Source organism: Pseudomonas sp. Pc102 (assembly GCF_018408275.1).
GTDB lineage: Bacteria > Pseudomonadota > Gammaproteobacteria > Pseudomonadales > Pseudomonadaceae > Metapseudomonas > Metapseudomonas tohonis.
This window is the reverse complement of sequence record NZ_AP021905.1, coordinates 4859567-4881394: the sequence shown is the minus strand read 5'-3', so window position 1 is coordinate 4881394 and position 21828 is coordinate 4859567. Positions and strand designations below refer to the sequence as shown.

Annotated in this window: 23 protein-coding genes and 2 pseudogenes; 13 read left to right on the top strand and 12 right to left on the bottom strand. The window is 66.2% G+C overall.

The features are described from left to right. Positions 1-44: 44 nt before the first annotated feature. From PHLH3_RS22195 to minC, 5 genes are all read right to left on the bottom strand, one after another. The gene (locus tag PHLH3_RS22195) at positions 45-620 is read right to left on the bottom strand and encodes a class I SAM-dependent methyltransferase (RefSeq protein ID WP_213625807.1); all 576 of its coding nucleotides are present in this window, start codon (positions 618-620) and stop codon (positions 45-47) included. A 4-nt stretch (positions 621-624) separates the two neighbouring features. After that, on the bottom strand, positions 625-1260 hold the full coding sequence (locus PHLH3_RS22190) for an RluA family pseudouridine synthase (protein WP_173172012.1): 636 nt from the start codon (positions 1258-1260) through the stop codon (positions 625-627). A 58-nt stretch (positions 1261-1318) separates the two neighbouring features. After that, positions 1319-1573: a cell division topological specificity factor MinE gene (gene minE / locus PHLH3_RS22185; protein WP_069559735.1), complete on the bottom strand. Its 255-nt coding sequence runs from the start codon at positions 1571-1573 to the stop codon at positions 1319-1321. Then, entirely contained in the window at positions 1570-2385 is an 816-nt protein-coding gene (minD, locus tag PHLH3_RS22180; protein WP_111260470.1) for a septum site-determining protein MinD, read from the bottom strand. The genes minE and minD overlap by 4 nt, the downstream gene beginning before the upstream one ends. 100 nt (positions 2386-2485) lie before the next feature. Next, entirely contained in the window at positions 2486-3232 is a 747-nt protein-coding gene (gene minC / locus PHLH3_RS22175; RefSeq protein WP_111260471.1) for a septum site-determining protein MinC, read from the bottom strand. Positions 3233-3374: 142 nt separating this feature from the next. On the opposite strand from minC, the gene PHLH3_RS22170 reads away from it, so the two are divergent. Together PHLH3_RS22170 and PHLH3_RS22165 are read left to right on the top strand one after the other, a co-directional pair. After that, a complete protein-coding gene (locus PHLH3_RS22170) occupies positions 3375-4295 on the top strand; it encodes a lipid A biosynthesis lauroyl acyltransferase (RefSeq protein ID WP_213625806.1) in 921 nt (306 codons plus the stop codon). Between the two features lie 55 nt (positions 4296-4350). After that, complete coding sequence (locus PHLH3_RS22165) at positions 4351-5547, top strand: patatin-like phospholipase family protein (protein WP_213625805.1); 1197 nt, start codon at positions 4351-4353, stop codon at positions 5545-5547. Here the strand turns inward: PHLH3_RS22165 and PHLH3_RS22160 are convergent. The 3 genes from PHLH3_RS22160 to PHLH3_RS22150 all read right to left on the bottom strand — a co-directional run bounded on the left by PHLH3_RS22160 (position 5544) and on the right by PHLH3_RS22150 (position 8585). Beyond that, the gene (locus tag PHLH3_RS22160) at positions 5544-6392 is read right to left on the bottom strand and encodes a pirin family protein (protein ID WP_213625804.1); all 849 of its coding nucleotides are present in this window, start codon (positions 6390-6392) and stop codon (positions 5544-5546) included. The genes PHLH3_RS22165 and PHLH3_RS22160 overlap by 4 nt on opposite strands. Positions 6393-6529: 137 nt before the next feature. Continuing rightward, positions 6530-7270 carry a VacJ family lipoprotein gene (locus tag PHLH3_RS22155; RefSeq protein WP_228723643.1) on the bottom strand — a complete coding sequence of 247 codons (741 nt, stop codon included), beginning with the start codon at positions 7268-7270 and terminating at the stop codon, positions 6530-6532. A 19-nt stretch (positions 7271-7289) separates the two neighbouring features. Further along, entirely contained in the window at positions 7290-8585 is a 1296-nt protein-coding gene (locus PHLH3_RS22150) for a serine/threonine protein kinase (protein WP_173172023.1), read from the bottom strand. Between the two features lie 237 nt (positions 8586-8822). On the opposite strand from PHLH3_RS22150, the gene PHLH3_RS22145 reads away from it, so the two are divergent. After that, positions 8823-9203, top strand: coding sequence for a hypothetical protein (locus PHLH3_RS22145; protein WP_111260477.1), 381 nt, complete (start codon positions 8823-8825; stop codon positions 9201-9203). 277 nt (positions 9204-9480) lie between these two features. Here PHLH3_RS22145 and PHLH3_RS22140 read toward each other — a convergent pair whose 3' ends face one another. Both PHLH3_RS22140 and PHLH3_RS22135 read right to left on the bottom strand, forming a co-directional pair. Then, positions 9481-11031: a beta (1-6) glucans synthase gene (locus PHLH3_RS22140; protein WP_173172025.1), complete on the bottom strand. Its 1551-nt coding sequence runs from the start codon at positions 11029-11031 to the stop codon at positions 9481-9483. Between the two features lie 115 nt (positions 11032-11146). Further along, positions 11147-11361 (bottom strand): annotated as a pseudogene (locus PHLH3_RS22135) (DUF2061 domain-containing protein). A 228-nt stretch (positions 11362-11589) separates the two neighbouring features. Between PHLH3_RS22135 and PHLH3_RS22130 the strand changes: the two are divergent. Together PHLH3_RS22130 and PHLH3_RS22125 are read left to right on the top strand one after the other, a co-directional pair. Continuing rightward, positions 11590-11901 carry a DUF485 domain-containing protein gene (locus tag PHLH3_RS22130; protein WP_021221278.1) on the top strand — a complete coding sequence of 104 codons (312 nt, stop codon included), beginning with the start codon at positions 11590-11592 and terminating at the stop codon, positions 11899-11901. Continuing rightward, positions 11898-13565: a cation acetate symporter gene (locus PHLH3_RS22125; RefSeq protein WP_213625803.1), complete on the top strand. Its 1668-nt coding sequence runs from the start codon at positions 11898-11900 to the stop codon at positions 13563-13565. Before PHLH3_RS22130 ends, PHLH3_RS22125 begins: the two co-directional genes overlap by 4 nt. A gap of 242 nt (positions 13566-13807) precedes the next feature. Here the strand turns inward: PHLH3_RS22125 and PHLH3_RS22120 are convergent, their stop codons facing one another. Further along, complete coding sequence (locus tag PHLH3_RS22120) at positions 13808-13966, bottom strand: DUF3309 family protein (protein WP_021221276.1); 159 nt, start codon at positions 13964-13966, stop codon at positions 13808-13810. Between the two features lie 225 nt (positions 13967-14191). Here PHLH3_RS22120 and PHLH3_RS22115 point away from each other — a divergent pair, with 225 nt between their 5' ends. The 8 genes and pseudogenes from PHLH3_RS22115 to PHLH3_RS22080 all read left to right on the top strand — a co-directional run bounded on the left by PHLH3_RS22115 (position 14192) and on the right by PHLH3_RS22080 (position 20658). Continuing rightward, a complete protein-coding gene (locus PHLH3_RS22115; protein ID WP_213625802.1) occupies positions 14192-14563 on the top strand; it encodes a DUF2784 domain-containing protein in 372 nt (123 codons plus the stop codon). A gap of 136 nt (positions 14564-14699) precedes the next feature. Then, positions 14700-15512 (top strand): SDR family oxidoreductase, encoded by an 813-nt coding sequence (locus PHLH3_RS22110; protein ID WP_213625801.1) that lies wholly within the window; start codon positions 14700-14702, stop codon positions 15510-15512. Positions 15513-15775: 263 nt separating this feature from the next. Next, a complete protein-coding gene (locus PHLH3_RS22105) occupies positions 15776-16906 on the top strand; it encodes an MFS transporter (RefSeq protein WP_244862929.1) in 1131 nt (376 codons plus the stop codon). Between the two features lie 80 nt (positions 16907-16986). Further along, a pseudogene (locus tag PHLH3_RS22100) lies at positions 16987-17414 on the top strand (hypothetical protein). 58 nt (positions 17415-17472) lie between these two features. Further along, a complete protein-coding gene (locus PHLH3_RS22095; RefSeq protein WP_173172033.1) occupies positions 17473-17805 on the top strand; it encodes a YnfA family protein in 333 nt (110 codons plus the stop codon). Positions 17806-17940: 135 nt separating this feature from the next. Further along, entirely contained in the window at positions 17941-18249 is a 309-nt protein-coding gene (locus PHLH3_RS22090; protein ID WP_173172035.1) for a hypothetical protein, read from the top strand. A gap of 241 nt (positions 18250-18490) precedes the next feature. Then, positions 18491-20005: a sensor domain-containing diguanylate cyclase gene (locus tag PHLH3_RS22085; RefSeq protein WP_213625799.1), complete on the top strand. Its 1515-nt coding sequence runs from the start codon at positions 18491-18493 to the stop codon at positions 20003-20005. Positions 20006-20232: 227 nt separating this feature from the next. Then, the gene (locus PHLH3_RS22080) at positions 20233-20658 is read left to right on the top strand and encodes an organic hydroperoxide resistance protein (RefSeq protein ID WP_173172040.1); all 426 of its coding nucleotides are present in this window, start codon (positions 20233-20235) and stop codon (positions 20656-20658) included. 253 nt (positions 20659-20911) lie between these two features. Here PHLH3_RS22080 and mmsB read toward each other — a convergent pair whose 3' ends face one another. After that, entirely contained in the window at positions 20912-21805 is an 894-nt protein-coding gene (mmsB, locus tag PHLH3_RS22075) for a 3-hydroxyisobutyrate dehydrogenase (protein ID WP_213625798.1), read from the bottom strand. Between the last annotated feature and the right edge of the window lie 23 nt (positions 21806-21828).

Genomic DNA, 21828 nt, shown 5'->3' with positions numbered 1-21828 from the left:
GCGAATTTTCACTAAGGCGGCCATAGTGCCGGCCGGGTGAGGTCTCAAGGGTGCCGCGCGACCACCGAGAACAGGTGCCAGCGCTTGGTGCGTCCCCGGGCGGTGGAGCCTTCACGGTCGATCACCTCGAAGTGCAGCAGCTCCCAGCCGGTGAACAGGCCGCGTACCTCGTCATCGCCGAGGATGCTGAGTTCCGGGCCAGCCCATTCGTCCCGCTCTCCGAAGAAATTGCCGCAGAACAGGCCGCCGCCCGCGAGGGCGCCATCGATGCGCTGCCACAGGACGGGGAAGTGGTCGGGGTGGCAGAAGGGTAGGGCGAAGGCGCTGTTGATGATGTCCGCTGGCGGCAGTTCGCACTCCTCGAAGCGGGCGCAGAGCGCCTGCAGGCGCGGCAGTTGCTCGGACGTCACCTGGCCGAGCAGGCGTTCGATGGCTTCGGGGGCGCGGTCGATGGCCAGAACTTCCCAGCCACGACGGAGCATTTCCAGGGTGTCGCGACCGGCGCCGCAGCCCAGGTCGATGCCGCGCGTGCCCGGGCGGCCAAGGGCTTCGATCGCCATCAGCAGGGCCGGCCAGGGCGGGGCGCCCTGGGTGCGGTCGTAGTAGAGGCTGTCGGTCATCGCCTCAGAACGGCGCCGGGCATTCGAAGCGCAGGCGCTCGCCGGTCACCGGGTGGCTGAAGGCGAGCATGCTGGCGTGCAGGCACAGGCGCTCGTGGGCCGCCAGCGCTTCTTCGTGGGCGTAGAGGCGATCGCCCAGCAACGGATGGCCGATGGAGAGCATGTGCACGCGCAACTGGTGGGAGCGGCCGGTGATGGGGGTCAGCTCGACGCGGCAGTGGTTGCCGCAACGCTCCAGCACGCGCCAGAAGGTCAGGGCGTGGCGGCCCTGCTCGTGGTCGACGACGTGGCGCGGCTTGGTCGGCGGGTCGTAGCGCAGGGGCAGTTCGATACGGCCGCTGTCCTGTTCGGGCTGGCCCCAGCAGAGCGCGGTGTAGGCCTTCTCGGTCTCGCGGTCGTGGAACTGGCGGGACAGCTCGCGGTGGCTGTCGGGATTGCGGGCCAGGAGGATGATGCCCGAGGTTTCCCAGTCCAGGCGGTGGACGATGAGGGCTTCCGGGTAGCCGTTCTCCTGCAGGCGGGTGATCAGGCAGTCCTTGTTGTCATCGGCGCGGCCCGGCACGGAAAGCAGCAGGGTCGGCTTGTTGATGACCAGGAAGGCCGGGTCCTGGTGGAGTATCTGGATCTGCGAGAGGGGCATGGGTCTGTTCCGGAAATGACGACGGCGGCCGAGGCCGCCGTCTGGCACCGCAACCCGATCAGCGATCGGGCAGGGTGATGTTCAACTCGAGGATGGAGCAGTTGCCCTGGTCCTCGAGCATGACCTGGACCTGGTCCTGGTCGATGTTGACGTACTTGCGGATCACCTCGACCAGTTCCTTCTGCAGGGCCGGGAGGTAGTCCGGCTGGCTGCGCTGGCCGCGCTCGTGGGCGACGATGATCTGGAGTCGTTCTTTAGCGATCGAAGCGCTGTTCTGCTTCTTCCGCTCGCGAAAGAAGTCAAGAATATTCATTCACGGCCTCCAAAAAGGCGTTGCAAGAGTCCTTTCTTCTGAACGTCGAGGAACCGGTGGGGCAGTTCCTTGCCGAGCAGGCGATCGACAGCATCGCTGTACGCCTGGCCGGCGTCGCTCTGCTCGTCGAGGATGACCGGAACCCCCTGGTTGGATGCCTTGAGCACCGCCTGGGATTCCGGGATGACACCGAGCAGGTGGATGGCGAGGATTTCCTCGACGTCCTCGACACCGAGCATTTCGCCCTTGGTGACGCGCTCCGGGTTGTAGCGGGTGAGCAGCAAGCGCTCCTTGATCGGGTCCTCGCCCTTCTCGGCGCGGCGCGACTTGCTGGCCAGCAGGCCGAGCATGCGGTCGGAGTCGCGTACCGAGGAGACTTCCGGGTTGGTCACGACGATCGCCTCATCGGCGTAGTACATGGCCAGATGGGCACCTTTCTCGATGCCGGCGGGGGAGTCGCAGACGACGTATTCGAAGTTCTGCGCCAGTTCTTCGATGACCTTGCCGACGCCTTCGAGGGTCAGCGCATCCTTGTCGCGGGTCTGGCTGGCGGCCAGGACGTAGAGGTTCTCGAGGCGCTTGTCCTTGATCAGGGCCTGGGTCAGGGTCGCTTCGCCGTTGATGACGTTGACGAAGTCGTACACCACGCGGCGTTCGCAGCCCATGATGAGGTCGAGATTACGCAGGCCGACGTCGAAGTCGACGATGACGGTTTTGTGCCCGCGCAGAGCGAGGCCGGTGCCGATGGCGGCGCTGGTGGTGGTTTTGCCCACGCCACCCTTGCCGGACGTGACAACGAGGATCTTGGCCAAGGTGATTCACCCCAAATAATAAGAAAATCGGGAACTTGCAGGCCTTTGATCGGCCGTCCTGGCTCCCGTTCAGGTCCCTGAAAATTCGCGGCAGTATCCGTTAAAGACGGGTGATGTTCAACACGTCTCCCGACAGGCTGACCTGCACCGAATGCCCCCAGAGCGGCTCGCGGCGGAGGTCTTCGGCGACCTTGTACTGGCCGGCCACCGAGACCAGTTCGGCGGCCAGTTGCTGGCAGAAGATCCGGGCCTTGGTGTCGCCCTTGATGCCGGCCAGCGCCCTGCCGCGCATGGGACCGTACACATGGATGTTGCCGTCGGCGAGAAGTTCCGCGCCGGGGCTCACGGGGGCGACCACCACCAGGTCGCCGCCGGGGGCGTAGATCTGCTGGCCGCCGCGCACCGGCGTGGTTACCACCTTGGTCGGGCGGCTCACGGGTTCGGCGGGTTTTTCAGGGGCCTTCTCGACTTTCTTCGCGCCCGGCTCCACCGGGTCGATGACCCGCTCGCGGGCACCCGAGGGCGGCAGCACGGGGATGTCGAGGGCGTTGGCGGCGGCGATGTCCTGGTCGCGGTTGGCGCGGATGGCCAGGGTGCGCAGGCCGTGCCGGCGGCAGACGTCGAGGAGGGCGACGAGGTCCAGTTGGCCTTCACTGGCCGGCAGCTTGTCCAGGGCCATCACCAGCGGGGTGTTCTGGAAGAAGTTGGGGGCCTGGGCGACCTTTTCGGCCAGTTGCCGGTCGAGGCGTTCGAGGTCGTTGTGCGCCAGTTCCATCACGGTGATGGCGAGCATGCTGCCCTTGAGCTGGAACACGGGATCTTGGTCGAGGAGGTCAGCTTGGCTCATGGTCGTTCTGCAGGGTCTGGTGGGCAGGACTTATAGCGAGATCGCCGGGCCGTCGCAAGAAGCGCGGCCCGGGATGGGCGCCGGCCGACGGCTAATTCTGTAGAATGCCGGCCTTTGCCCATACAGCCCTACGGACCCACCGATGCAACGTCCCCGCTTCCGCGCTGCCTTTCTCCACCCGCGCTTCTGGCCCCTGTGGCTGGGCCTGGCGGTGCTGTGGCTGATCGTCCAGCTGCCGTACCCCGTCCTGTTGCGACTGGGTCGGGTCCTGGGCGCGTCGATGCAGCGGGTCGCCGGTTCGCGTCGCCACATCGTCCGGCGCAACCTGGAGCTGTGTTTCCCCGCGTTGTCCGTCGCCGAGCGCGAGCGCCTGCTCAGGGAGAACTTCGCCTCCACCGGCATCGCCTTCTTCGAGATGGCCATGAGCTGGTGGTGGCCGGCCGCGCGCTTGCGCAAGCTCGCCCATATAGAAGGCCTGGAGCACTTGCGCCAGGCCCAGGCGGAAGGCCAGGGCGTGATCCTCATGGCACTGCACTTCACCACCCTGGAGATCGGCGCCGCGCTGCTCGGCCAGGTGCACACCATCGACGGCATGTACCGCGAGCACAAGAACCCGCTGTTCGACTTCGTCCAGCGCCAGGGACGCGAGCGCCACAACCTCGACGCCACTGCCATCGAGCGCGAGGACGTGCGCGCCATGCTCAAGGTGCTGCGCGCCGGGCGCGCCATCTGGTATGCGCCGGACCAGGACTACGGCCGCAAGCAGAGCCTGTTCGTGCCGCTGTTCGGCATCACCGCCGCCACCGTCACCGCCACCACCAAGTTCGCCCGCCTGGGTCGCGCGCGGGTGCTGCCCTTCACCCAGGAGCGCCTGGCCGACGGCTCCGGCTACCGTCTGGTGATCCACCCGCCGCTGGCCGATTTCCCCGGCGAAAGCGAGGAAGCCGATTGCCTGCGCATCAACCAGTGGATCGAGCAGGCGGTGAGCCGCCTGCCCGAGCAGTACCTCTGGGCCCATCGCCGCTTCAAGACCCGGCCGGAAGGCGAGCCGAAGCTCTACTGAGCAGCGCCGCCTGCACCCGGGCCCTATACTCGCGAAAAAACCTCGGAAGCCCTCCATGAGTGAACTCGCCGCAGCCAAGCCCGTGACCGGTCTCATCCTCTCGGGCGGCGGTGCGCGAGCGGCTTACCAGGTGGGCGTGCTGGCGGCTATCGCCGACCTGCTGCCCGATGCCATGCACAACCCCTTCCCGGTGATCGTCGGCACCTCCGCCGGCGCCATCAACGCCGTTGGCCTGGCCTGCGGCGCCCTGCATTTCAGCGAGGCGATCCGCCGCCTCACCGCCGTCTGGCAAGGCTTCCACACCCACCAGGTGTACCGCAGCGACTGGCCCGGTGTGCTGCGCCAGAGCGCGCGCTTCCTCGGTCACAGCCTGCTGGGGATGAACCGCCACGCGCCGGTGGCGCTGCTGGACAACAGCCCCCTGCGCGGCCTGCTCGAGCGTGAGCTGGACTTCACCGGCATCGCCGCCGCCGTGCGCCTGCGCCAGCTGCGGGCGGTGGCGGTGACCGCTTTCGGCTACGAGTCCGGCCAGGCGGTGACCTTCTACCAGGGCCGCGCCACCATCGACCCCTGGTTCCGTCATCGCCGCGTCGGCGTGCCGACCCGCCTGGGCCTGGACCACCTGCTGGCCAGCGCCGCCATCCCGCTGATCTTCCCGCCGGTGCGGATCAACCGCGAATACTTCGGCGACGGCGCGGTGCGCCAGTCGGCGCCCATCAGCCCGGCGCTGCACCTGGGCGCCAATCGCATCCTGGTGGTGGGGGTGAGCGGCAACCCGCGGGTGGGCAACGTCAACGATGGCGTGGTCCGTGCCAGCACCGGCAACCCGCCGAGCCTGGCGCAGATCGGCGGGCACATGCTCAACAGCACCTTCATCGACAACCTGGAAAGCGACATCGAGCTGCTCGAGCGCATCAACCAGCTGAGCCAGGCGATCCCCGCCGGGCAGCGCCCGCGCAACCTCGGCTTGAAGCCCGTGGACGTGCTGGTGATTTCGCCGAGCCGGCCGCTGGACACCATCGCCGCACGCCATCGACGGGAAATGCCTCGGGCGATCCGCACCTTCCTGCGTGGGCCGGGGGCGACCAAGGCCAGCGGCGCCGGGGTGATCAGCTACCTGCTGTTCGAGCCCGGCTACTGCAACGAGCTGATCGAGCTGGGCTACCAGGACGCCATGGCGCAGAAGGCCGACCTGCAGGCGTTCCTCGGCCTGGGAGCCGCGTCTGTGTTGCCGGCGCCGGTGACCTACTAGCCTGCGAGACGACCGTCGCGGTAATCGCGCAGGGCCTGTTCGATCTCCTCGCGGGTGTTCATCACGAAGGGGCCGTACTGCACGATGGGTTCCCCCAGCGGGCGGCCGGCGAGCAGCAGCACCCGGGCGCCCCCGGCGCTGGCCAGTTCCACTGCACCCTGTTCGGACAGGCGCACCAGGCGACCCTTGGGCACCGGGTTGCCGTTGACGTGCACCTCGCCCTCGTAGACGTAGAGCATCACCCGCAAGCCATCCGCCAGGCGCGGGGCCACGCGCCCACCGGCCTGCAATTGCAGGTCGAAGAGTTGCGGTTCGGTGTGCGGGCGTTGCACGGCGCCGTCCTGCTGCACCTCGCCGTCGTCGAAGCGCCCGGCGATCACCAGCGCATCGACGCCGCCCGAGGTGCGCAGCCGCGGGATCTCGCCCGGGGCGAAGTCGCGGTAGCCCGGGTCACCCAGCTTGTCCTTGCCCGGCAGGTTGAGCCAGATCTGGAAGCCGCGCATCACGCCTTGCTCCTGCTCCGGCATCTCGCTGTGGATGATGCCGCGCGCGGCGGTCATCCATTGCACGCCACCGTTTTCCAGCAGGCCGACGTTGCCCAGGTGATCTTCGTGGCGCATGCGCCCCTCGATCATGTAGGTGATGGTCTCGAAGCCCCGGTGGGGGTGGGGCGGGAAGCCGGCGACGTAGTCGTCCGGGTTGGCCGAGCCGAATTCGTCGAGCATCAGGAAGGGGTCGAAGCGCGGGATGCCCTGTTCGGCGAAGACGCGGATCAGGTTGACCCCAGCGCCATCGGAAGCCGGTTGGCCGGGGCGTTGTTCGATGATCTGGCGGTAGGTGCTCATGGGGCCTCCTTGGAAATGGATGGCGCGATGCTAATCCAAGGAATCGGATGGATGGTGCGTGATTTTGCGTACTTCTGATCGAATTGCTGGATGGGTTTGGCGCCGCAGGCCAGGTTCCGGGGCCTGCGGCGCCATTCTTACTCGGCGATCTGCAGCTTGCGTGACTCGGTGTAGACGTAGCGGATCTTCTCGTACTCGAAGGGCGAGTTGAGCTGGCCGTAGCGGAAGTTCGTGGTGTAGCGCTTGTCCACGATGCGCAGGGCGGTGATCTCCGGGTGGTCGCTGCTGACTTCGGGGACGTTGAGGAAGTTGATCTGGTTGTCCGCCACATAGTCGACCACCAGGCCCGTGGTGTCGCGCAGGTTGGAGGGGCCGAGGATCGGCAGCATCAGGTAGGGACCGCCGCCGACGCCATAGAAGCCCAGGGTCTGGCCAAAGTCCTCGCTCTGCTTGGGCAGGCCCATCAGGGTCGCCGGGTCCCACAGCCCGGCGACACCGATGGTGGTGTTGAGCAGCAGGCGCCCGGTGACCTCCATCGAGCGCTGGCCCTTGAACTGCAACAGGCTGTTGAGCAGGTTGGGCACGTCTCCGAGGTTGCTGAAGAAGTTGCTCACGCCGCTGCGCACGAAGCCGGGGGTGACGTAGGTGTAGCCGCGCACCACGGGCAGGAACACCCACTGGTCGAAGCGGTAGTTGAAGTGGTACACGCGCCGGTTCCAGGACTCCAGCGGGTCGTACACCTCCAGGGCATCGAAGGTGGAGCGCTCGAATTCGCGCTGGTCGAGCCCGGGGTTGAACTGCAGCCGCTGGAGCGGCTCGGTGAAGCCGTCCGGCTCCTGGCGCTCATCGGCGAGAAGAGGGGCGCTGGCCAGCAGCAGGGCGAGGAGGAGGGCGTGCTTAGCCACGGAAGAACTCCAGCATGGCGTCGCTGTTGACGCGGTAGTTGAGGTTGCCGCAATGGCCGCCGAGGGGGTAGACGGTCAGGCGGTCGCCGAAGGTGCGACGCAGGAAGCCCAGGTCGCCGGGGCCGAGGATGACGTCGTCGGCGTTGTGCATGACGGCGATCTTCCTGCTCTGCTTCAGGTAGTCCTCCAGCGCGTACAGGCTCACCTGGTTGATCAGCTGGGTCAGGCTGCCGCCGTCGAAGCGGGCGCGCCAGAAGGGGATCAGCTGCTCGGTGATGTAGCAGTCGAAGTCGCACTGCAAGGCGCGCTTGAAGAAGGGCGTGAGGCTCGTGCCCTCGGTGATCGGCAGCTTGACCGGGGTGATCAGGCCGCGGCGGTTGATCAGGTCCGAGGTGAAGGCGATGTCCGAGGAGGAGAAGCGGAAGGAGGTGCCGATCAGCATCGCCATCTGCTCGTCCGAGAGCTTCTGCTTGGATTGCTGGAAGTCATAGAGCAGGGCGTCGTTGAGGTCGACGTAGCCGCGCTGCTGGAAGTAGCGGGTCAGCTTGCCCAGCACCACCTGGTAGAAGGTGGTGTTGTCGTCGATGCCCTTGACCCGCGTCTGCACCAGGCGGTCGAGGTTGCTGATGGAGGTGTACAGGTTCACCGGCGGGTTGAGCAGCAGCACGCGCTTGAAGTTGAAGCTGCGGCGGGTCTCGTCGAGCTTGCTGACGAAGGCGGCGTTGAGGGCGCCGAGGCTGTAGCCGGTGAGGTGGTACTCGGTGACCGGCAGCTTCGGATGCTGGGCGCGCACGGCCTGCATCACCCGGTAGAGGTCGTCGGCGTCCTCGTTGGAGAGGCCCGGCGTGGCGAAGCGCGAGGCGGCGGCCATGAAGTCGTAGCTGGTGGGCGAGGACAGCTGCACCACGTGGAAGCCGGCGCCGTAGAACAGCCGCTTCAGGTACTCGGTCAGGGTGCTGGAGTAGTGCGCACCGGTGCCGGCGATGATGAAGATCAGCGGGGCGGGGTGATCCTGCTGGGCCAGGCGGTAGCGCAGGGTCTTCACCGGCCAGAAGTTGTCCGGCAGCTTGAACTCGCGCTCCGGGCGCAGCTTGAGGTCGTAGTCGGCCTGGTCGATGTCGTCATCGGCGGGCAGGTCCGGACGCAGCTCCGGCGGGGTGGTGGCGATGGTGGCTTCGAACGGGTTGGTCAGCGGGAAGCCATAGCCGGCGGCCTCTATATCGGCCGCCCACAGCGGGGCACTCAGTAGCAGGCTGCCCAGGAAGGCAGCGAAGCGGAAACGGAGCATGAGGTTCAAGTCCCTTTGCAGGAAGTCGGGCTGAGGGGATACCGATGCTATGACAAGTGCGGGCTCGCCAAAGTGCCGCGAGGGAAGGCGAAATGCCTTCACCCGTGGCGCCGGACAGCATGCACCCGGCGCAACGGCGGGTCCAGATGTCTTGTTAGCGCCGTTTACAGACTTTGTCTTGCATAAGGCGAGCGTGCGTTTATCCTTGGCGCCGCTTTCAATTCTTCGGAGAGAACCATGTCACGCCGTCTGCCCCTGATCATCCTGCTGGTGGTCCTGTCGCTCTGGCTGGCGGCCAGCTATGGCCTGCGCTACGCACTCATGGAGGACGGCCAGTGGGTCGGCCTGTGCGCCGAGAACGCCCAGCGCTGGGAGTGCGAACTGCGCGCCGGCCTCGGCCTGCTGATCCACTTCCGCGTCATCGCCTGGAGCGCCCTGGTGCTGTCGCTGATCGCCTTCTTCGTGCCCGGCCGTGCCGGTTGGGGCCTGGGTGTGGCCGCCATGCTCTTCGCCTTGCCGGCCCTGGTTCTCTACAGCGCCAGCCTCGGCGTGTTCGCCATCGTCATCGCCGCCCTGCGTCTGGTGCGCGCCCCGCGCGGCGGGCTGAGCATCGCCTGAGTGCCGGGTGGGGAATGAAAAGGACGCTTCGGCGTCCTTTTTCGCCTGCGCTTTCGCAGGTTGGCGCCGAGCGTAGCGAGGCCCAACGATGCACAGCCCAACCTTGCCATGCTGGGCTTCGTACCTCAGCCCAACCTGCATCCCCGGTGGGAGCGAATTCATTCGCGAAAGGCCGTGCCCGCTGCATCGCGGTTGAAACCGCTCCCACGGAGGCGAATCGGTTGTCGTGGGCAATAAAAAAGGGATGCCGAGGCATCCCTTTTTCGTTGCACCTGTCCTAGCGGCCGAGGCGCAGGCTGCGGATCAGGGCGAGGGTCAGCAGCAGGGCGGTAGCGGCCCAGCCGATCGCCTGGATGTTGCCCAGGGTCTCCTCGACCAGCTGCGGGATGATGCCCAGGCCGACGAACAGCGCCAGCAGGGCGATCTCGCGGCGCGGCGCCTTCACCGGGCGGCACAGGTAGACCACCGCTGGCAGCAGCAGCGCGGCGCTGGGGAAGCTGCGGTAGCGGGCGTCGAATACCAGGGCCAGCATCAGCACGGCACCGGCGAAGCCGGCGGCGCACAGCCACCAGGCGGCGCGGGCGTCGAGCCAGGCGAACAGGCGGCCACGGGCGCCTTCGCGGGTCGACAGGGCCAGGGCGCCATGGGCCAGCACCACCAGGTTGAGGCCGACGATGAAGGCCGCCCAGGCCCACTCCCCGGCGAAGCGGGCGGTGATGCGCGCCAGTTCCGCCCACATGCCGATGCAACCGGCGCCGAGCGCGGCCAGCAGCGGCAGCAGGAAGGCGGCACGGCTGGAGGCGGGGCGCCCGGCCAGCGCCAGGGTGAAGACGAAGATGAGCCCGCTGACGCCCAGCCACAGCGGCCAGTTCGGCAGGTTGGAGACGGGGCCGGCGAGCACGCCCTTCTCCGTGCGGTCGGCGCTGAACAGGCCCCAGTAGCCGCCGACGGCGCCTTCGCTCTCGCGCTTCCAGGGCTGGTCGAAGGCTTCGATCAGGTTGTAGCGCCAGCCGTTTTCCTCGGCCATGTGCACGAAGCCACGGATGAACAGCGCCTCGTTGACGCGGCTGGGCAGGGCGGTCTCGCGCTGGCGGCCTTCGCTGGGCCAGCCGGTCTCGCCGATCATGATGTCCTTGGGGGCGAAGCGCTTGCCGAACTCCTCGCGGATGTCCCGCACGTGTGCCAGTGCCTCGTCGATGCCGGCCGGGTCGTCTTCCCAGTAGGGCAGCAGGTGGATGGTGAGGAAGTCCACGGCCGGGGCGACCTCGGGGTGCTTGAGCCAGAACTCCCACACGTCCGCATAGGTGACCGGCTGCTTGACCTGGGCCTTCACCTGGCCGATCAGCCTGGCCAGCTGGGCGCCGGTGACTTCCTTGCGCAGCAGGGTCTCGTTGCCGACGATCACCGCCTCGACCACGTCGGGGTTGGCGTTGGCGGCCTTGATCAACGCATCGATTTCCTTGCCGGTGTCCACCGGGTTGCCGTTGACCCAGGCGCCGAGCATCAGCTTCAGGCCGTGCTTGCGGGCCAGCTCCGGGATGGCCTCGAGGCCGGTCATGGAGTAGGTGCGCACGCAATGGAAGCGGGTGGCGAGCAGTTCCAGGTCCGCGTCCATGCGCTCTGGGCGCAGCACGAAGGGCTGGTCGAAGGGCGACTGGTCCTTGTCGAACGGGCTGTAGGAGGCGCACTGCAGCTTGTGCGTCGGGGTCGCCGCGTCGGGCAGGATCACCGGCTTGCCCTGGCCGTACCAGAGGGCGGCGAGCAGCAACAGGGCGGCGATCGAGGCGAGCAGGTAGGGCAGAACGGGGAATCGGCTGGTCGGGCTCATTGGGCTAGGTGCGCGTGGCGGCAAAGCCGCGCATCTTAGCGGATTCAAGGCTTAGGTAGGAATGCGCTGACCCCCTGTGAACTGGTTTCAGCGCATTACCGGGCTGCCGTTCGCGTCAGGCGTGCTGGTGCAGCCAGTTGTGCCGCTGCGTGCCAGTGCCTTCGGCCTTGGCCTTCTCGAAGCGCTTCCAGAGTTTTTCGTGGACACGGAGTTGACCAGCGGCTCGACGATGGCCACCAGCCCGCCGATGGCCACGCTGCCGGTGAGCGCGTAGGCGACGCTGAAGGCGATGGCGAAGTGCATGACGGTGAAGGTTGCGGTCTTGAGCATGATGGGTCTCCCCGTTGATGGGAATGATTCCTGGTTGCGTGCAGATTAGGGGGCCTCGTCCATGCAAGGAAATTTGCATCGGAAATAGTGTCGATAGATCCGCTTTATGAGCCATCTACGACCTTGGTCGAGAATGCGCCGGCGCTACGACTAAGGTCGTCTGTTGCGTGTGTACGAGCGTTCTAGAGTTGTTTTCACCACTAACGTGCTGTGTAGAGGACAACAACAATGAACGACAGCATCTACCAGCGGATTCACGAGAATCCGCGCTTCCAGGAGTTGGTCGCCAAGCGCGAACGCTTCGCCTGGATTCTCTCCGCCATCATGCTGGGCCTGTACCTGGCCTTCATCCTGCTCATCGCCTTCGAGCCCCAGGTGCTCGGCACCAAGCTCAGCCCGGGCTCCTCCATCACCTGGGGCATCCCGATCGGCGTCGGCCTGATCGTCTCCGCCTTCGTGCTCACCGGCATCTACGTGCGCCGCGCCAATGGTGAGTTCGACCGCCTGAACCGTGAAGTCCTCAAGGAGGCGCAGCAATGATCGCGCGCATTCTCTCCATCTGCGGCATCGTCGGCCTGATGGCCGTGGCGCCGGCCCTGTGGGCCGCCGGTGCGCTGGAAGGCGACGTGCAGCGCCAGCCGCTGAACGTCTCCGCCATCGTCATGTTCGTGGCCTTCGTCGGCTTCACCCTCTACATCACCTACTGGGCGTCCAAGCGCAGCAAGTCGACCGCCGACTTCTATACCGCCGGCGGCAGCATCACCGGTTTCCAGAACGGCCTGGCGATCGCCGGTGACTACATGTCCGCGGCCTCCTTCCTGGGTATTTCCGCCCTGGTCTACACCTCCGGCTACGACGGCCTGATCTACTCGATCGGCTTCCTCGTCGGCTGGCCGGTGATCCTCTTCCTGATCGCCGAGCGCCTGCGCAACCTGGGCAAGTACACCTTCGCCGACGTTGCCTCCTACCGCCTCAAGCAGAAGGAAATCCGCACCCTGTCCGCCTGCGGTTCGCTGGTGGTGGTGGCCTTCTACCTGATCGCGCAGATGGTCGGTGCCGGCAAGCTGATCGAGCTGCTGTTCGGCCTGAACTACCACGTGGCCGTGGTGCTGGTCGGTGTGCTGATGGTGCTGTACGTGCTGTTCGGCGGCATGCTGGCCACCACCTGGGTGCAGATCATCAAGGCGGTGATGCTGCTGTCCGGTGCCTCCTTCATGGCGATCATGGTGCTCAAGCACGTCAACTTCGACATCGGCATGCTGTTCAGCGAGGCCATCAAGGTCCACCCCAAAGGCGAGGCCATCATGAGCCCCGGCGGCCTGGTCAAGGACCCGATCTCGGCGATCTCCCTCGGCCTGGCGCTGATGTTCGGCACCGCCGGCCTGCCGCACATCCTGATGCGCTTCTTCACCGTCAGCGATGCCAAGGAAGCCCGTAAATCGGTGTTCTTCGCCACCGGCTTCATCGGCTACTTCTACATCCTGACCTTCATCATCGGCTTCGGCGCGATCCTGCTGGTCAGCACCAACCCGGCCTTCAAGGACGCCACCGGCGCACTGCTGGGCGGCAACAACATGGCGGCGGTGCACCTGGCCAATGCCGTGGGCGGCAGCCTGTTCCTCGGCTTCATCTCGGCCGTGGCCTTCGCCACCATCCTCGCGGTGGTCGCCGGCCTGACCCTGGCCGGTGCCTCGGCGGTCTCCCATGACCTGTACGCCTCGGTGTTCAAGAAAGGCAAGGCCAACGAGAAGGATGAGCTGCGCGTATCGAAGATCACCACCGTCGCGCTCGGCGTCCTGGCCATCGGCCTGGGCATCCTGTTCGAGAAGCAGAACATCGCCTTCATGGTCGGCCTGGCCTTCTCCATCGCGGCGAGCTGCAACTTCCCGGTGCTGATCCTCTCCATGTACTGGAAGAAGCTGACCACCCGTGGCGCCATGATCGGCGGCTGGCTGGGCCTGGTCACCGCGGTTGGCCTGATGATCCTCGGCCCGACCATCTGGGTGCAGATCCTCGGTCATGCCGAAGCCATCTACCCCTACGAGTACCCGGCGCTGTTCTCGATCCTCGTGGCCTTCGTGGGTATCTGGTTCTTCTCCATCACCGACAAGTCCGCCGCGGCCGACGAGGAACGCGCACGCTTCTTCCCGCAGTTCGTACGTTCGCAGACCGGCCTGGGTGCCAGCGGCGCCGTCGCCCACTGATCCACGCAAGACTCCGTGCACATTGGGCAGCCTTCGGGCTGCCCTTTTTGTTGGGCGCGCGGTTCCGCTAGGGAGCAATGGGGCCCGCCTGCGAAGACGCTCGGTCAGGAATGGGGCAGTGGAAGGCGCCGATGGTCCGCGAGTGCGGCAAAGGGCTTGCGAGGGAAAGGGATAAAGAGGAGAGGGGCGGTCGCTCGCCCCACAGACCACATCCGCCAACGTGGCCCGTGAGAGAGCGGTGCTCAGATCCTGCCCAGTATCATCAGCACCAGCAGGATGATCAGCAGGGTGCCGATGATGCCCGAGGGGCCGTAACCCCAGCCACGGGAGTGGGGGAACACCGGCAGGCCGCCAATGAGCAGCAGGATCAGGATGACGAGCAGAATGGTACTGATACCCATGGTGGAACTCCTTCTATGGACCTTATTCTTGGACGTCCCGGTGCGGCCGCAAGGCGCGTGCATCGCTGCATGCAGAACCTGTGGCCGCTCCTGTAAATTCCGACTTCGCCTGATTTGCAAAGGTTCATGAAAGATTCTTGCGTGGGCGCTTTTGACCAGTAAAAACAAAGGGTTACCGACTATCGGAAGTTAGGGGCGGTAGCCGCATGAAATGGAGACAGCAGGATGCTCTACCGGATTGCCGCAGACGCGGTGGTGCTCTTCCACATGGGCTTCATCCTGTTCGTCCTGCTCGGTGGACTGCTGGTTCTGCGTTGGCCGAAGGTGGCGCTGTTGCACCTGCCCGCCGTCTGCTGGGGGGTGACCGTCGAGTGGCTGCATCTGATCTGTCCACTCACGCCGCTGGAGAATTCGTTGCGTCGCGCGGCCGGTGAGCAGGGCTACCAGGGCGGTTTCATCGAGCACCACGTGCTGCCGGTGAACTACCCGGCGGGCCTGACGCCGGGCATCCAGCTCTGGCTCGGTGGCATCGTCGTCGGACTCAACCTGCTCGTGTACGGCCTTCTCCTGGCGCGCGTGCTGCGTCGTTCGCGCTAGCGCCTGGCGAGGGGCTGCGCAAGGCGTCGATGCATTGATTTGCCCCCGTCATTCAGCGCCCTGATTTCGCGCTGCGGCGCATGGCGCCTCGCTAAACTGCGGGCACCAACGCACATACCAAGAAGGCAACCTCACCATGCAGAACCGCATCATGATCACCGGCGCTGGCTCCGGTCTGGGCCGTGAGATCGCCCTGCGCTGGGCCCGCGAAGGCAGCAAGCTGGCCCTTTCCGACGTCAATGAGCCCGGGCTCGCGGAAACCCTGGCACTGGTTCGCGAAGCGGGCGGCGACGGCTTCACCCAGCGCTGCGACGTGCGCGACTACAGCCAGCTCACCGCCTTCGCCCAGGCCTGCGAGCAGAAGCTCGGCGGCATCGACATCATCGTCAACAACGCGGGTGTCGCCTCCGGCGGCTTCTTCGAGGAACTGTCCCTGGAGGACTGGGACTGGCAGATCGCGATCAACCTGATGGGCGTGGTCAAGGGCTGCAAGGCCTTCCTGCCGCTGCTGCAGCGCAGCAAGGGCCGCATCGTCAACATCGCCTCCATGGCCGCTCTGATGCAGGGCCCGGCGATGAGCAACTACAACGTGGCCAAGGCCGGTGTGGTGGCACTGTCGGAAAGCCTGCTGATAGAACTCAAGCAGGAAGGCATCGGCGTCCACGTGGTCTGCCCGTCGTTCTTCCAGACCAACCTGCTGGACTCCTTCCGTGGCCCGACCCCGGCCATGAAGCAGCAAGTGGGCAAGCTGCTGGAAAGCTCGCCGATCAGCGCGGCCGATATCGCCGACTACATCTTCGACGAAGTGGCTGCCGGCACCTTCATGATCCTGCCCCACGAACAGGGCCGCATGGCCTGGGCGGTGAAGCAGAAGAACCCGCAGATGCTCTACGACGAGATGGCCAGCATGTCGGACAAGATGCGCGCCAAGGGCCGCCAGCAGGCTTGATGCGTGCGGTGACCGGCCCTGCGATTGCGGGGCCGGCACAGCGGCTTCCAGGCCATGCGGCGCGCCGCCGCCGGAGCGAATTCATTCGCGATCGGTCTTTCAGGAAAGTGCCCTGCGCGGTCCTGTATTTTCTGTCCGTCCGGTCAATTTATGCCCGCCCACGTCTTGCCCGGCTGCGCTTTCGCGGAGTAGGGTTGCACCCCCGGCGTGCACGCCAACGACTATCTGGACTCCTTGTGAAACCTGCTTCCCGAGCCCTTTTCATGCTGGCTCTGGTGCTGGCCGCGATCAACCTGCGCCCCGGCATCACCTCCCTCGCCCCCTTGATCGAACGCATCGCCAGCGAACTCGACCTGAGCCGTGGGCTGATCAGCCTCACCACCGCGCTGCCGGTGCTGTGCATGGGCCTGCTGGCGCCCCTGGCGCCGCGCCTGGCCATGCGCTTCGGCCTGGAGCGGGTGATCGGCCTGTGCCTGCTGCTCATCGTCATCGCCTGCGGTGTTCGCGTGGCCGGGCACGCCAGCGCGGTGCTGATCGGCAGCGCGGTGCTGCTGGGGGCCGGCATCGCCATTGCCGGGCCCTTGGTGTCGGGCTTCATCAAGCGCCACTTCCATGACCGGGTCGGCCGCGTGGTCGCCTGGTATTCCCTGAGCATGACGATCGGTGGCGCGTCCGGCGCGGTGCTCACCGAGCCGGTGACCCAGGCGCTGGCCAACCAGTGGTCGATGGGCCTGGCGTTCTGGGCCTTGCCGGCGTTGGCGGCGACTGTGCTCTGGCTGTGCCTGCCCAACCATGCGGAGACGGCCAGCGAGGCCGGCGGCTCCGGCGGGCTGCCCTGGGGCGAGCCGCGCGCCTGGCTGATCACCGCCTTCTTCGCCATCCAGGCCGGGCTGTTCTACGCCCTCACCACCTGGCTGGTGGCGCGCTACCACGAGGCCGGCTTCAGCGTGCTGCGCAGCAACAGCCTGTTCAGCCTGTTCATGCTGGTGGGACTGCCCAGTGCCTTCATTCTGCCGTGGCTGGCCCAGCGCTACGACAACCGCTACCAGCTGCTGCTCGGCTGCGGCATCACCAGCTCGCTGTGCCTGGGGATGATCACCTTCGCCCCCGGCCTGTACCCCGAGGTCTGGGCGGTGCTGCTGGGACTGGGGCTGTCCGGTTCCTTCGCCCTTTCAATGGTGCTGCCGCTCTATGAGGTGCACACCTCGCTGGCGGTGAGCCGCTGGACGGCGATGATGCTCTTCGCCGGCTACAGCCTTGGCAGCCTGACGCCGGTGCTCGCCGGCCTCGGTCGCGACCTGGCGGGCAACTACCGGTTGCCCTTCATGGTCTTCACCGGCCTGGCGGTGACCATGTGCGTGCTGGCCTGGATGCTGGGGCGCCGCAAGGCCTGATCGCGGAAATCAGCGGCAATTCCTTTCCTGCCTGGCAGCCCTGTGATAGAAGGCTGCCACTGTTTTCCTGGAGTGCTCGCGTGGACTCAGAATCCATCGTCTATGGCTGCATCCGCGACTGGCCGTCGGACGACGACGAGGTGCGGCAACTGCGCCGCGCGACCAACCGCCGTGTCATCGAAAGCCTGCCCGCCGGCGACATCTGGCCCTTCCTCGGGCGCGAGATGTTCTCCTTCAGTGCCCACCCGGGCAGGGGCTCTACCAGACCCAGGTGATCCACTTCGGTGCCAGCTACGCCGCGGTGGAGTACGAGTGGAACCTCTGGGTGCAGCAGTTCGAGGCCCTGCTCAAGCAGCTCTACTGGGGCAGCGCGGTGGTGCACCTGGAAACCGAGCTCAACGGCACCCACACCTTCCGCTGGGAAAGCGAGCAGGGTTTCCACAGCCCCCAGGAAGCCAACCTGCGCGTGCGCTGCGCCTGGGAGCGCGAGGGCGCGCTGCGCGGCTGACCGCCGCTGCGTGCCCCGGAAAGCGCTGTGCCCATCGGGTTCGACGAGGACATCCACCATGCTCAACTACCTCTGGTTCTTCCTCGCCGCACTGTTCGAGATCGCCGGCTGCTACGCCTTCTTCATGTGGCTGCGCCTCGACCGCAGCGCCTGGTGGATCGCCCCCGGCCTGTTCAGCCTGCTGTGCTTCGCGCTGTTGCTGACCCGCGTCGAGGCGGCCTACGCCGGGCGCGCCTATGCGGCCTACGGCGGCATCTACATCATCACCTCGCTGCTCTGGCTGGGCCTGGTGGAGCGCACGCGCCCGCTGGCCAGCGACTGGCTGGGCGCGGCGCTCTGTGTCGCGGGGGCACTGGTCATCCTGCTGGGGCCGCGCTTCCCCCAGAGTTGAGGCGATGCGTGCTTTCGTCGAATCCTGATACAGATGGGGGTGGCAAGGCGCACCCGGGCTGCTAGATTTTCGTCCTCGGTCTCGATCATCCTTTCGCCAGGCCCGGTTACCCAACAAGAACAGGACGGACCCGCCATGGATACTTGTCAGAGCATTTCCGCCGCCGAACTGAAGAACCTGGTCCACCAGCAGCTGCACGACTGTTCCCCTGCCCAGCAGGTGGTGTTCGCCGCCTGTCGCGTTCCCTTCACTGCCCATCCCCGGTTGCGTTACGGCGAGCTGGAGCAGGTCCTGGTGGTCGCCGAGCTGCCCGGCGGTTTCCTCTTCTTCGAGGAAACGAACGAAGCCTTCGGCCTCGGCGTGGTCGACGAGCACGGCGTACTGCATTGCCAAGGCCATCATCCACTGGCGCTCAACCTGGCGCTGGCCCGCGCCGGCTTCTAGCGCCACACGCCCCGCTGTACCCGATTTTCATCATTGACCGGCCACCTGCGAGGGTGTGCGCCCGCGCGCAATCGCGTAGCATCGCGCCTCCGTAGTGGCACTTTGAAATCCCGTGCCCCTGCCGCGTCATATCTGCCTGCCCCGGCACCCCTGGCTAAGCTTTCTGTCTGATGCCCTGAGGCCGTCGCAACCACCCGCAACGACAGCCGCCCGGTTCTGCCGGCCCACAGAGGAGCGAGGGATGGAGAACGTAGAAGCCAAACGCCTCGCGCCGTTCCTGCGAACGCGCCTGGCCCTCTGGCTGGCCTACTTCCTGATCCTGTTCGGCGGCGCGGTGGCCATCGGCGTCAATCTCTACCAGGTGCTCGATTCCCGCTCGCACTACCTGTCCGAGGCGGACAAGTCCAACGCCAACCTGGCCTATTCGGTATCCCAGCACGCCGAGGAAACCATCAAGGAGGCCGACCTGATCCTCAGCGGCCTGGTCTACCTGCTGGAGAGCCGCGACGCCGGCGACCTCCAGGGCATCGACGGCCTGATCAACGCCTACAAGCTGCGGGCCCAGCAGTTGTCCGGCATCTACGTGTTCGACCGCGAAGGCCGCTGGACCCACTACACCAGCGCGCCGCCGTCACCGACCACCCGCAACACCGACCAGGAGTACTTCCAGCATCACCTCAACTCGGTGAGCCGCGACATCGAGGTCAGCTCGCCGGTGCAGAGCCGCTCCACGGGCGAATGGGTCATGCCCATCTCGCGGCGCATCAACGGCCGGCATGGCGAATTCGACGGCGTGGTGCTGGCGACCATCCGCATCAGCTATTTCAACGCCTTCTACAAGGACTTCGACATCGGCCGCAACGGCGCCATCCTGCTCGCCGAGAACGACGGCACGCTGGTGGTGCGGCGGCCGTTCATGGAACCGGGCACCGGCAACCTGCATGACAGCCCGCTGTTCATGGATGATTTGAAGAACTCGCCGGTGGGCACCGGCTCGGGCCTTTCCAGCCTCGATGGCCGCGAGCGCGTATACGCCTACCGGGTGCTGGACGGCTACCCGCTGCTGGTGGTGGCGGCGATGCAGAAGAGCGAAGTGCTCACCGAGTGGCGAGACAAGGCGGTGGTGCTGGTGACCCTGGTGACGGCACTGGTGCTGGCGCTGGTGATCATCGGGCTGGTGCTGGTGCGACGTACCCGGGAGCGCCTGCTGGCGGCGCGCAGCATCCAGCTGGAGAACGAGGAGCTGTCGCAGCTGGCGGCCATCGACGCACTCACCGGCATCGCCAATCGGCGGCAGTTCGACAAGACCCTCTTCGAGGAATTCCAGCGCGCAGCGATCATCCGCCAGCCCATTTCCCTGCTGATGATCGATGTCGACAACTTCAAGCTGTTCAACGACACCTACGGCCACCGCGCCGGCGATCTCTGCCTCAAGGCGGTGAGCGAGGCGCTGAAGGTGATCAAGATCCGCTCGACCGACCTGATCGCTCGCTACGGTGGCGAGGAGTTCGCCATCATCCTGCCGCACACCGCGCCGGCCGGCGCCCAGGTGATCGCCGAGAGCGTACGCGAGGCTGTGGAGATGAAGCAGATCGAGCACCTCAGCGCCCAGGCGGGGGTGGTCACGGTGAGCATCGGTATCCACAGCATGATCCCCAGGCCCGGCGACCTCCCGGAAACGCTCATCCAGAGCGCGGATTCGGCGCTCTACGCCGCCAAGCATTCCGGGCGCAACAAGGTCCGCAGCTTCGGCTGAAGACGCCTCGCGCCTCCAATCCCCTCGCCCCGATGCGCCTCGATCCCGGCGCCAGCCCCCGCCAAGCGTGCTTATGCCCGGAATCTGGCAGGATTATTCCCAATTCATCTTGAAATAAATATTGCGCGCAAAATAAAAGCGCACTAATGTTCGCTCCATGGAATCGCTTAGCGCACAAATCTACAGCGAACCAAATAACCCCCAATCGCTATCAAGAGGAACACATCATGAGCATCGAAAACGTCCTGTACCGCGCCTATGCTGAAGCCACCGGTGGCCGTGAAGGCCGCGCCATTTCCTCCGACGGCGTCCTCGACGTCTCGCTGACCACCCCGCGTGAGCTGGGCGGCGCGGGCGGCGCAGGCACCAACCCCGAGCAACTGTTCGCCGCCGGCTACTCGGCCTGCTTCCTCGGTGCGATCAAGTTCGTCGGCGCCCGTGACAAGTACGCCGTCCCGGCGGACGCTTCCATCGAAGGCATCGTCGGCATCGGCGCCATCCCCACCGGCTTCGGCATCGAGGTGGAGCTGCAGATCAGCCTGCCGGGCATGGACAAGGACAAGGCACGTGAGCTGATCGACAAGGCCCACATCGTCTGCCCGTACTCCAACGCCACCCGCGGCAACATCGACGTCACCCTGACCCTGGTCTGAGACGACGGTGGAATGCAAAAGGGCCCCTCGGGGCCCTTTTTGCGTTTGCCTGGCTGACGTGTCGGTGGCCTTTTCAATCTTGGGGCGTGGTGCTTGCGGATGGATTCATCGCGAATGAATTCGCTCCTACAGGGAGGAGGGTGCAACGCTTGGGCAGGCTTGAAGGGCGGCGCACCGCTGGGGCCGCTGTGCGGCCCATGGGCGATTGAAATCGCCCCTACAGGCGCCCTCTGTTCGTTGCGGTCGGGCGTGGTCAGGCCTCCGGTTCGGTGAACAGTTGCTGCACCACCGAGAAGTCCTGGCGGCCCTTGCCCTGTTTCAGCAGCATCTTGTAGAGCTGCAGCGCCAGGGCACCCATGGGGGTGCTGTTCTGGGTCAGCTGCGCGGCTTCCTGGGCCAGGCCCAGGTCCTTGGCCATCAGCTCGGCCATGAAACCGCCCTGGTAGCCGTTGCTCGCGGGGGCGTTGGCCATCACGCCGGGCCAGGGGTTGTAGCGCTCCAGCACCCAGTTGCCACCCGAGCTCTGGCGCATGATCTCCGCCAGCGCGCTTGGGTCGAGGCCGTTGGCCACGCCCAGGGCCATGGCTTCGGCGGTGGCGATCATCTGCACCGCCAACACCTGGTTGTTGCACACCTTGGCCACCTGGCCGGCGCCCTCGGGGCCGGCGTGGAAGATGTTCTTGCCCATGGCCGCCAGTACCGGCCGGGCCTTTTCCAGGGTCTTGCCGTCCCCGCCGACCATGAAGGTCAGGGTGCCGGCGGCGGCGCCGGCGGTGCCGCCGGAGACCGGCGCATCCAGCAGGTCGATGCCCAGCGCCTTGGCCCGGGCATGCACCTTGCGCGCGGCGTCGGGGGAGATGGTCGAGCATTCCAGCACCAGGGTGCCGGCGCGGATGAAGGCGAGCAGGCCGTCGTCGCCCAGGTAGAGGCCCTCCACATGGCGGCTGGCGGGCAGCATGCTCACCACCAGGTCGACGCCGGAGACCGCGTCGTGGGCGTCGTTGGCGGCCTTGGCGCCTTCGGCCACCAGTTCGTCCACCGCGGCCTGCACCAGGTCGAAGACCTTGAGTTCATGGCCGGCCTTGAGCAGGTTGCGGGCCATCGGCAGGCCCATGTTGCCGAGGCCGATGAAGGCGATCTTTTTCATTGTTGTTCTCCTTGGCCGTTGCC

Coding starts and splice junctions, on each gene's coding strand:
- PHLH3_RS22195 (WP_213625807.1), bottom strand. CDS start 620: ATGACCGACAGCCTCTACTACGACCGCACCCAGGGCGCCCCGCCCTGG.
- PHLH3_RS22190 (WP_173172012.1), bottom strand. CDS start 1,260: ATGCCCCTCTCGCAGATCCAGATACTCCACCAGGACCCGGCCTTCCTG.
- minE (WP_069559735.1), bottom strand. CDS start 1,573: ATGAATATTCTTGACTTCTTTCGCGAGCGGAAGAAGCAGAACAGCGCT.
- minC (WP_111260471.1), bottom strand. CDS start 3,232: ATGAGCCAAGCTGACCTCCTCGACCAAGATCCCGTGTTCCAGCTCAAG.
- PHLH3_RS22170 (WP_213625806.1), top strand. CDS start 3,375: ATGCAACGTCCCCGCTTCCGCGCTGCCTTTCTCCACCCGCGCTTCTGG.
- PHLH3_RS22165 (WP_213625805.1), top strand. CDS start 4,351: ATGAGTGAACTCGCCGCAGCCAAGCCCGTGACCGGTCTCATCCTCTCG.
- PHLH3_RS22160 (WP_213625804.1), bottom strand. CDS start 6,392: ATGAGCACCTACCGCCAGATCATCGAACAACGCCCCGGCCAACCGGCT.
- PHLH3_RS22150 (WP_173172023.1), bottom strand. CDS start 8,585: ATGCTCCGTTTCCGCTTCGCTGCCTTCCTGGGCAGCCTGCTACTGAGT.
- PHLH3_RS22145 (WP_111260477.1), top strand. CDS start 8,823: ATGTCACGCCGTCTGCCCCTGATCATCCTGCTGGTGGTCCTGTCGCTC.
- PHLH3_RS22140 (WP_173172025.1), bottom strand. CDS start 11,031: ATGAGCCCGACCAGCCGATTCCCCGTTCTGCCCTACCTGCTCGCCTCG.
- PHLH3_RS22130 (WP_021221278.1), top strand. CDS start 11,590: ATGAACGACAGCATCTACCAGCGGATTCACGAGAATCCGCGCTTCCAG.
- PHLH3_RS22125 (WP_213625803.1), top strand. CDS start 11,898: ATGATCGCGCGCATTCTCTCCATCTGCGGCATCGTCGGCCTGATGGCC.
- PHLH3_RS22120 (WP_021221276.1), bottom strand. CDS start 13,966: ATGGGTATCAGTACCATTCTGCTCGTCATCCTGATCCTGCTGCTCATT.
- PHLH3_RS22115 (WP_213625802.1), top strand. CDS start 14,192: ATGCTCTACCGGATTGCCGCAGACGCGGTGGTGCTCTTCCACATGGGC.
- PHLH3_RS22110 (WP_213625801.1), top strand. CDS start 14,700: ATGCAGAACCGCATCATGATCACCGGCGCTGGCTCCGGTCTGGGCCGT.
- PHLH3_RS22105 (WP_244862929.1), top strand. CDS start 15,776: ATGCTGGCTCTGGTGCTGGCCGCGATCAACCTGCGCCCCGGCATCACC.
- PHLH3_RS22095 (WP_173172033.1), top strand. CDS start 17,473: ATGCTCAACTACCTCTGGTTCTTCCTCGCCGCACTGTTCGAGATCGCC.
- PHLH3_RS22090 (WP_173172035.1), top strand. CDS start 17,941: ATGGATACTTGTCAGAGCATTTCCGCCGCCGAACTGAAGAACCTGGTC.
- PHLH3_RS22085 (WP_213625799.1), top strand. CDS start 18,491: ATGGAGAACGTAGAAGCCAAACGCCTCGCGCCGTTCCTGCGAACGCGC.
- PHLH3_RS22080 (WP_173172040.1), top strand. CDS start 20,233: ATGAGCATCGAAAACGTCCTGTACCGCGCCTATGCTGAAGCCACCGGT.
- mmsB (WP_213625798.1), bottom strand. CDS start 21,805: ATGAAAAAGATCGCCTTCATCGGCCTCGGCAACATGGGCCTGCCGATG.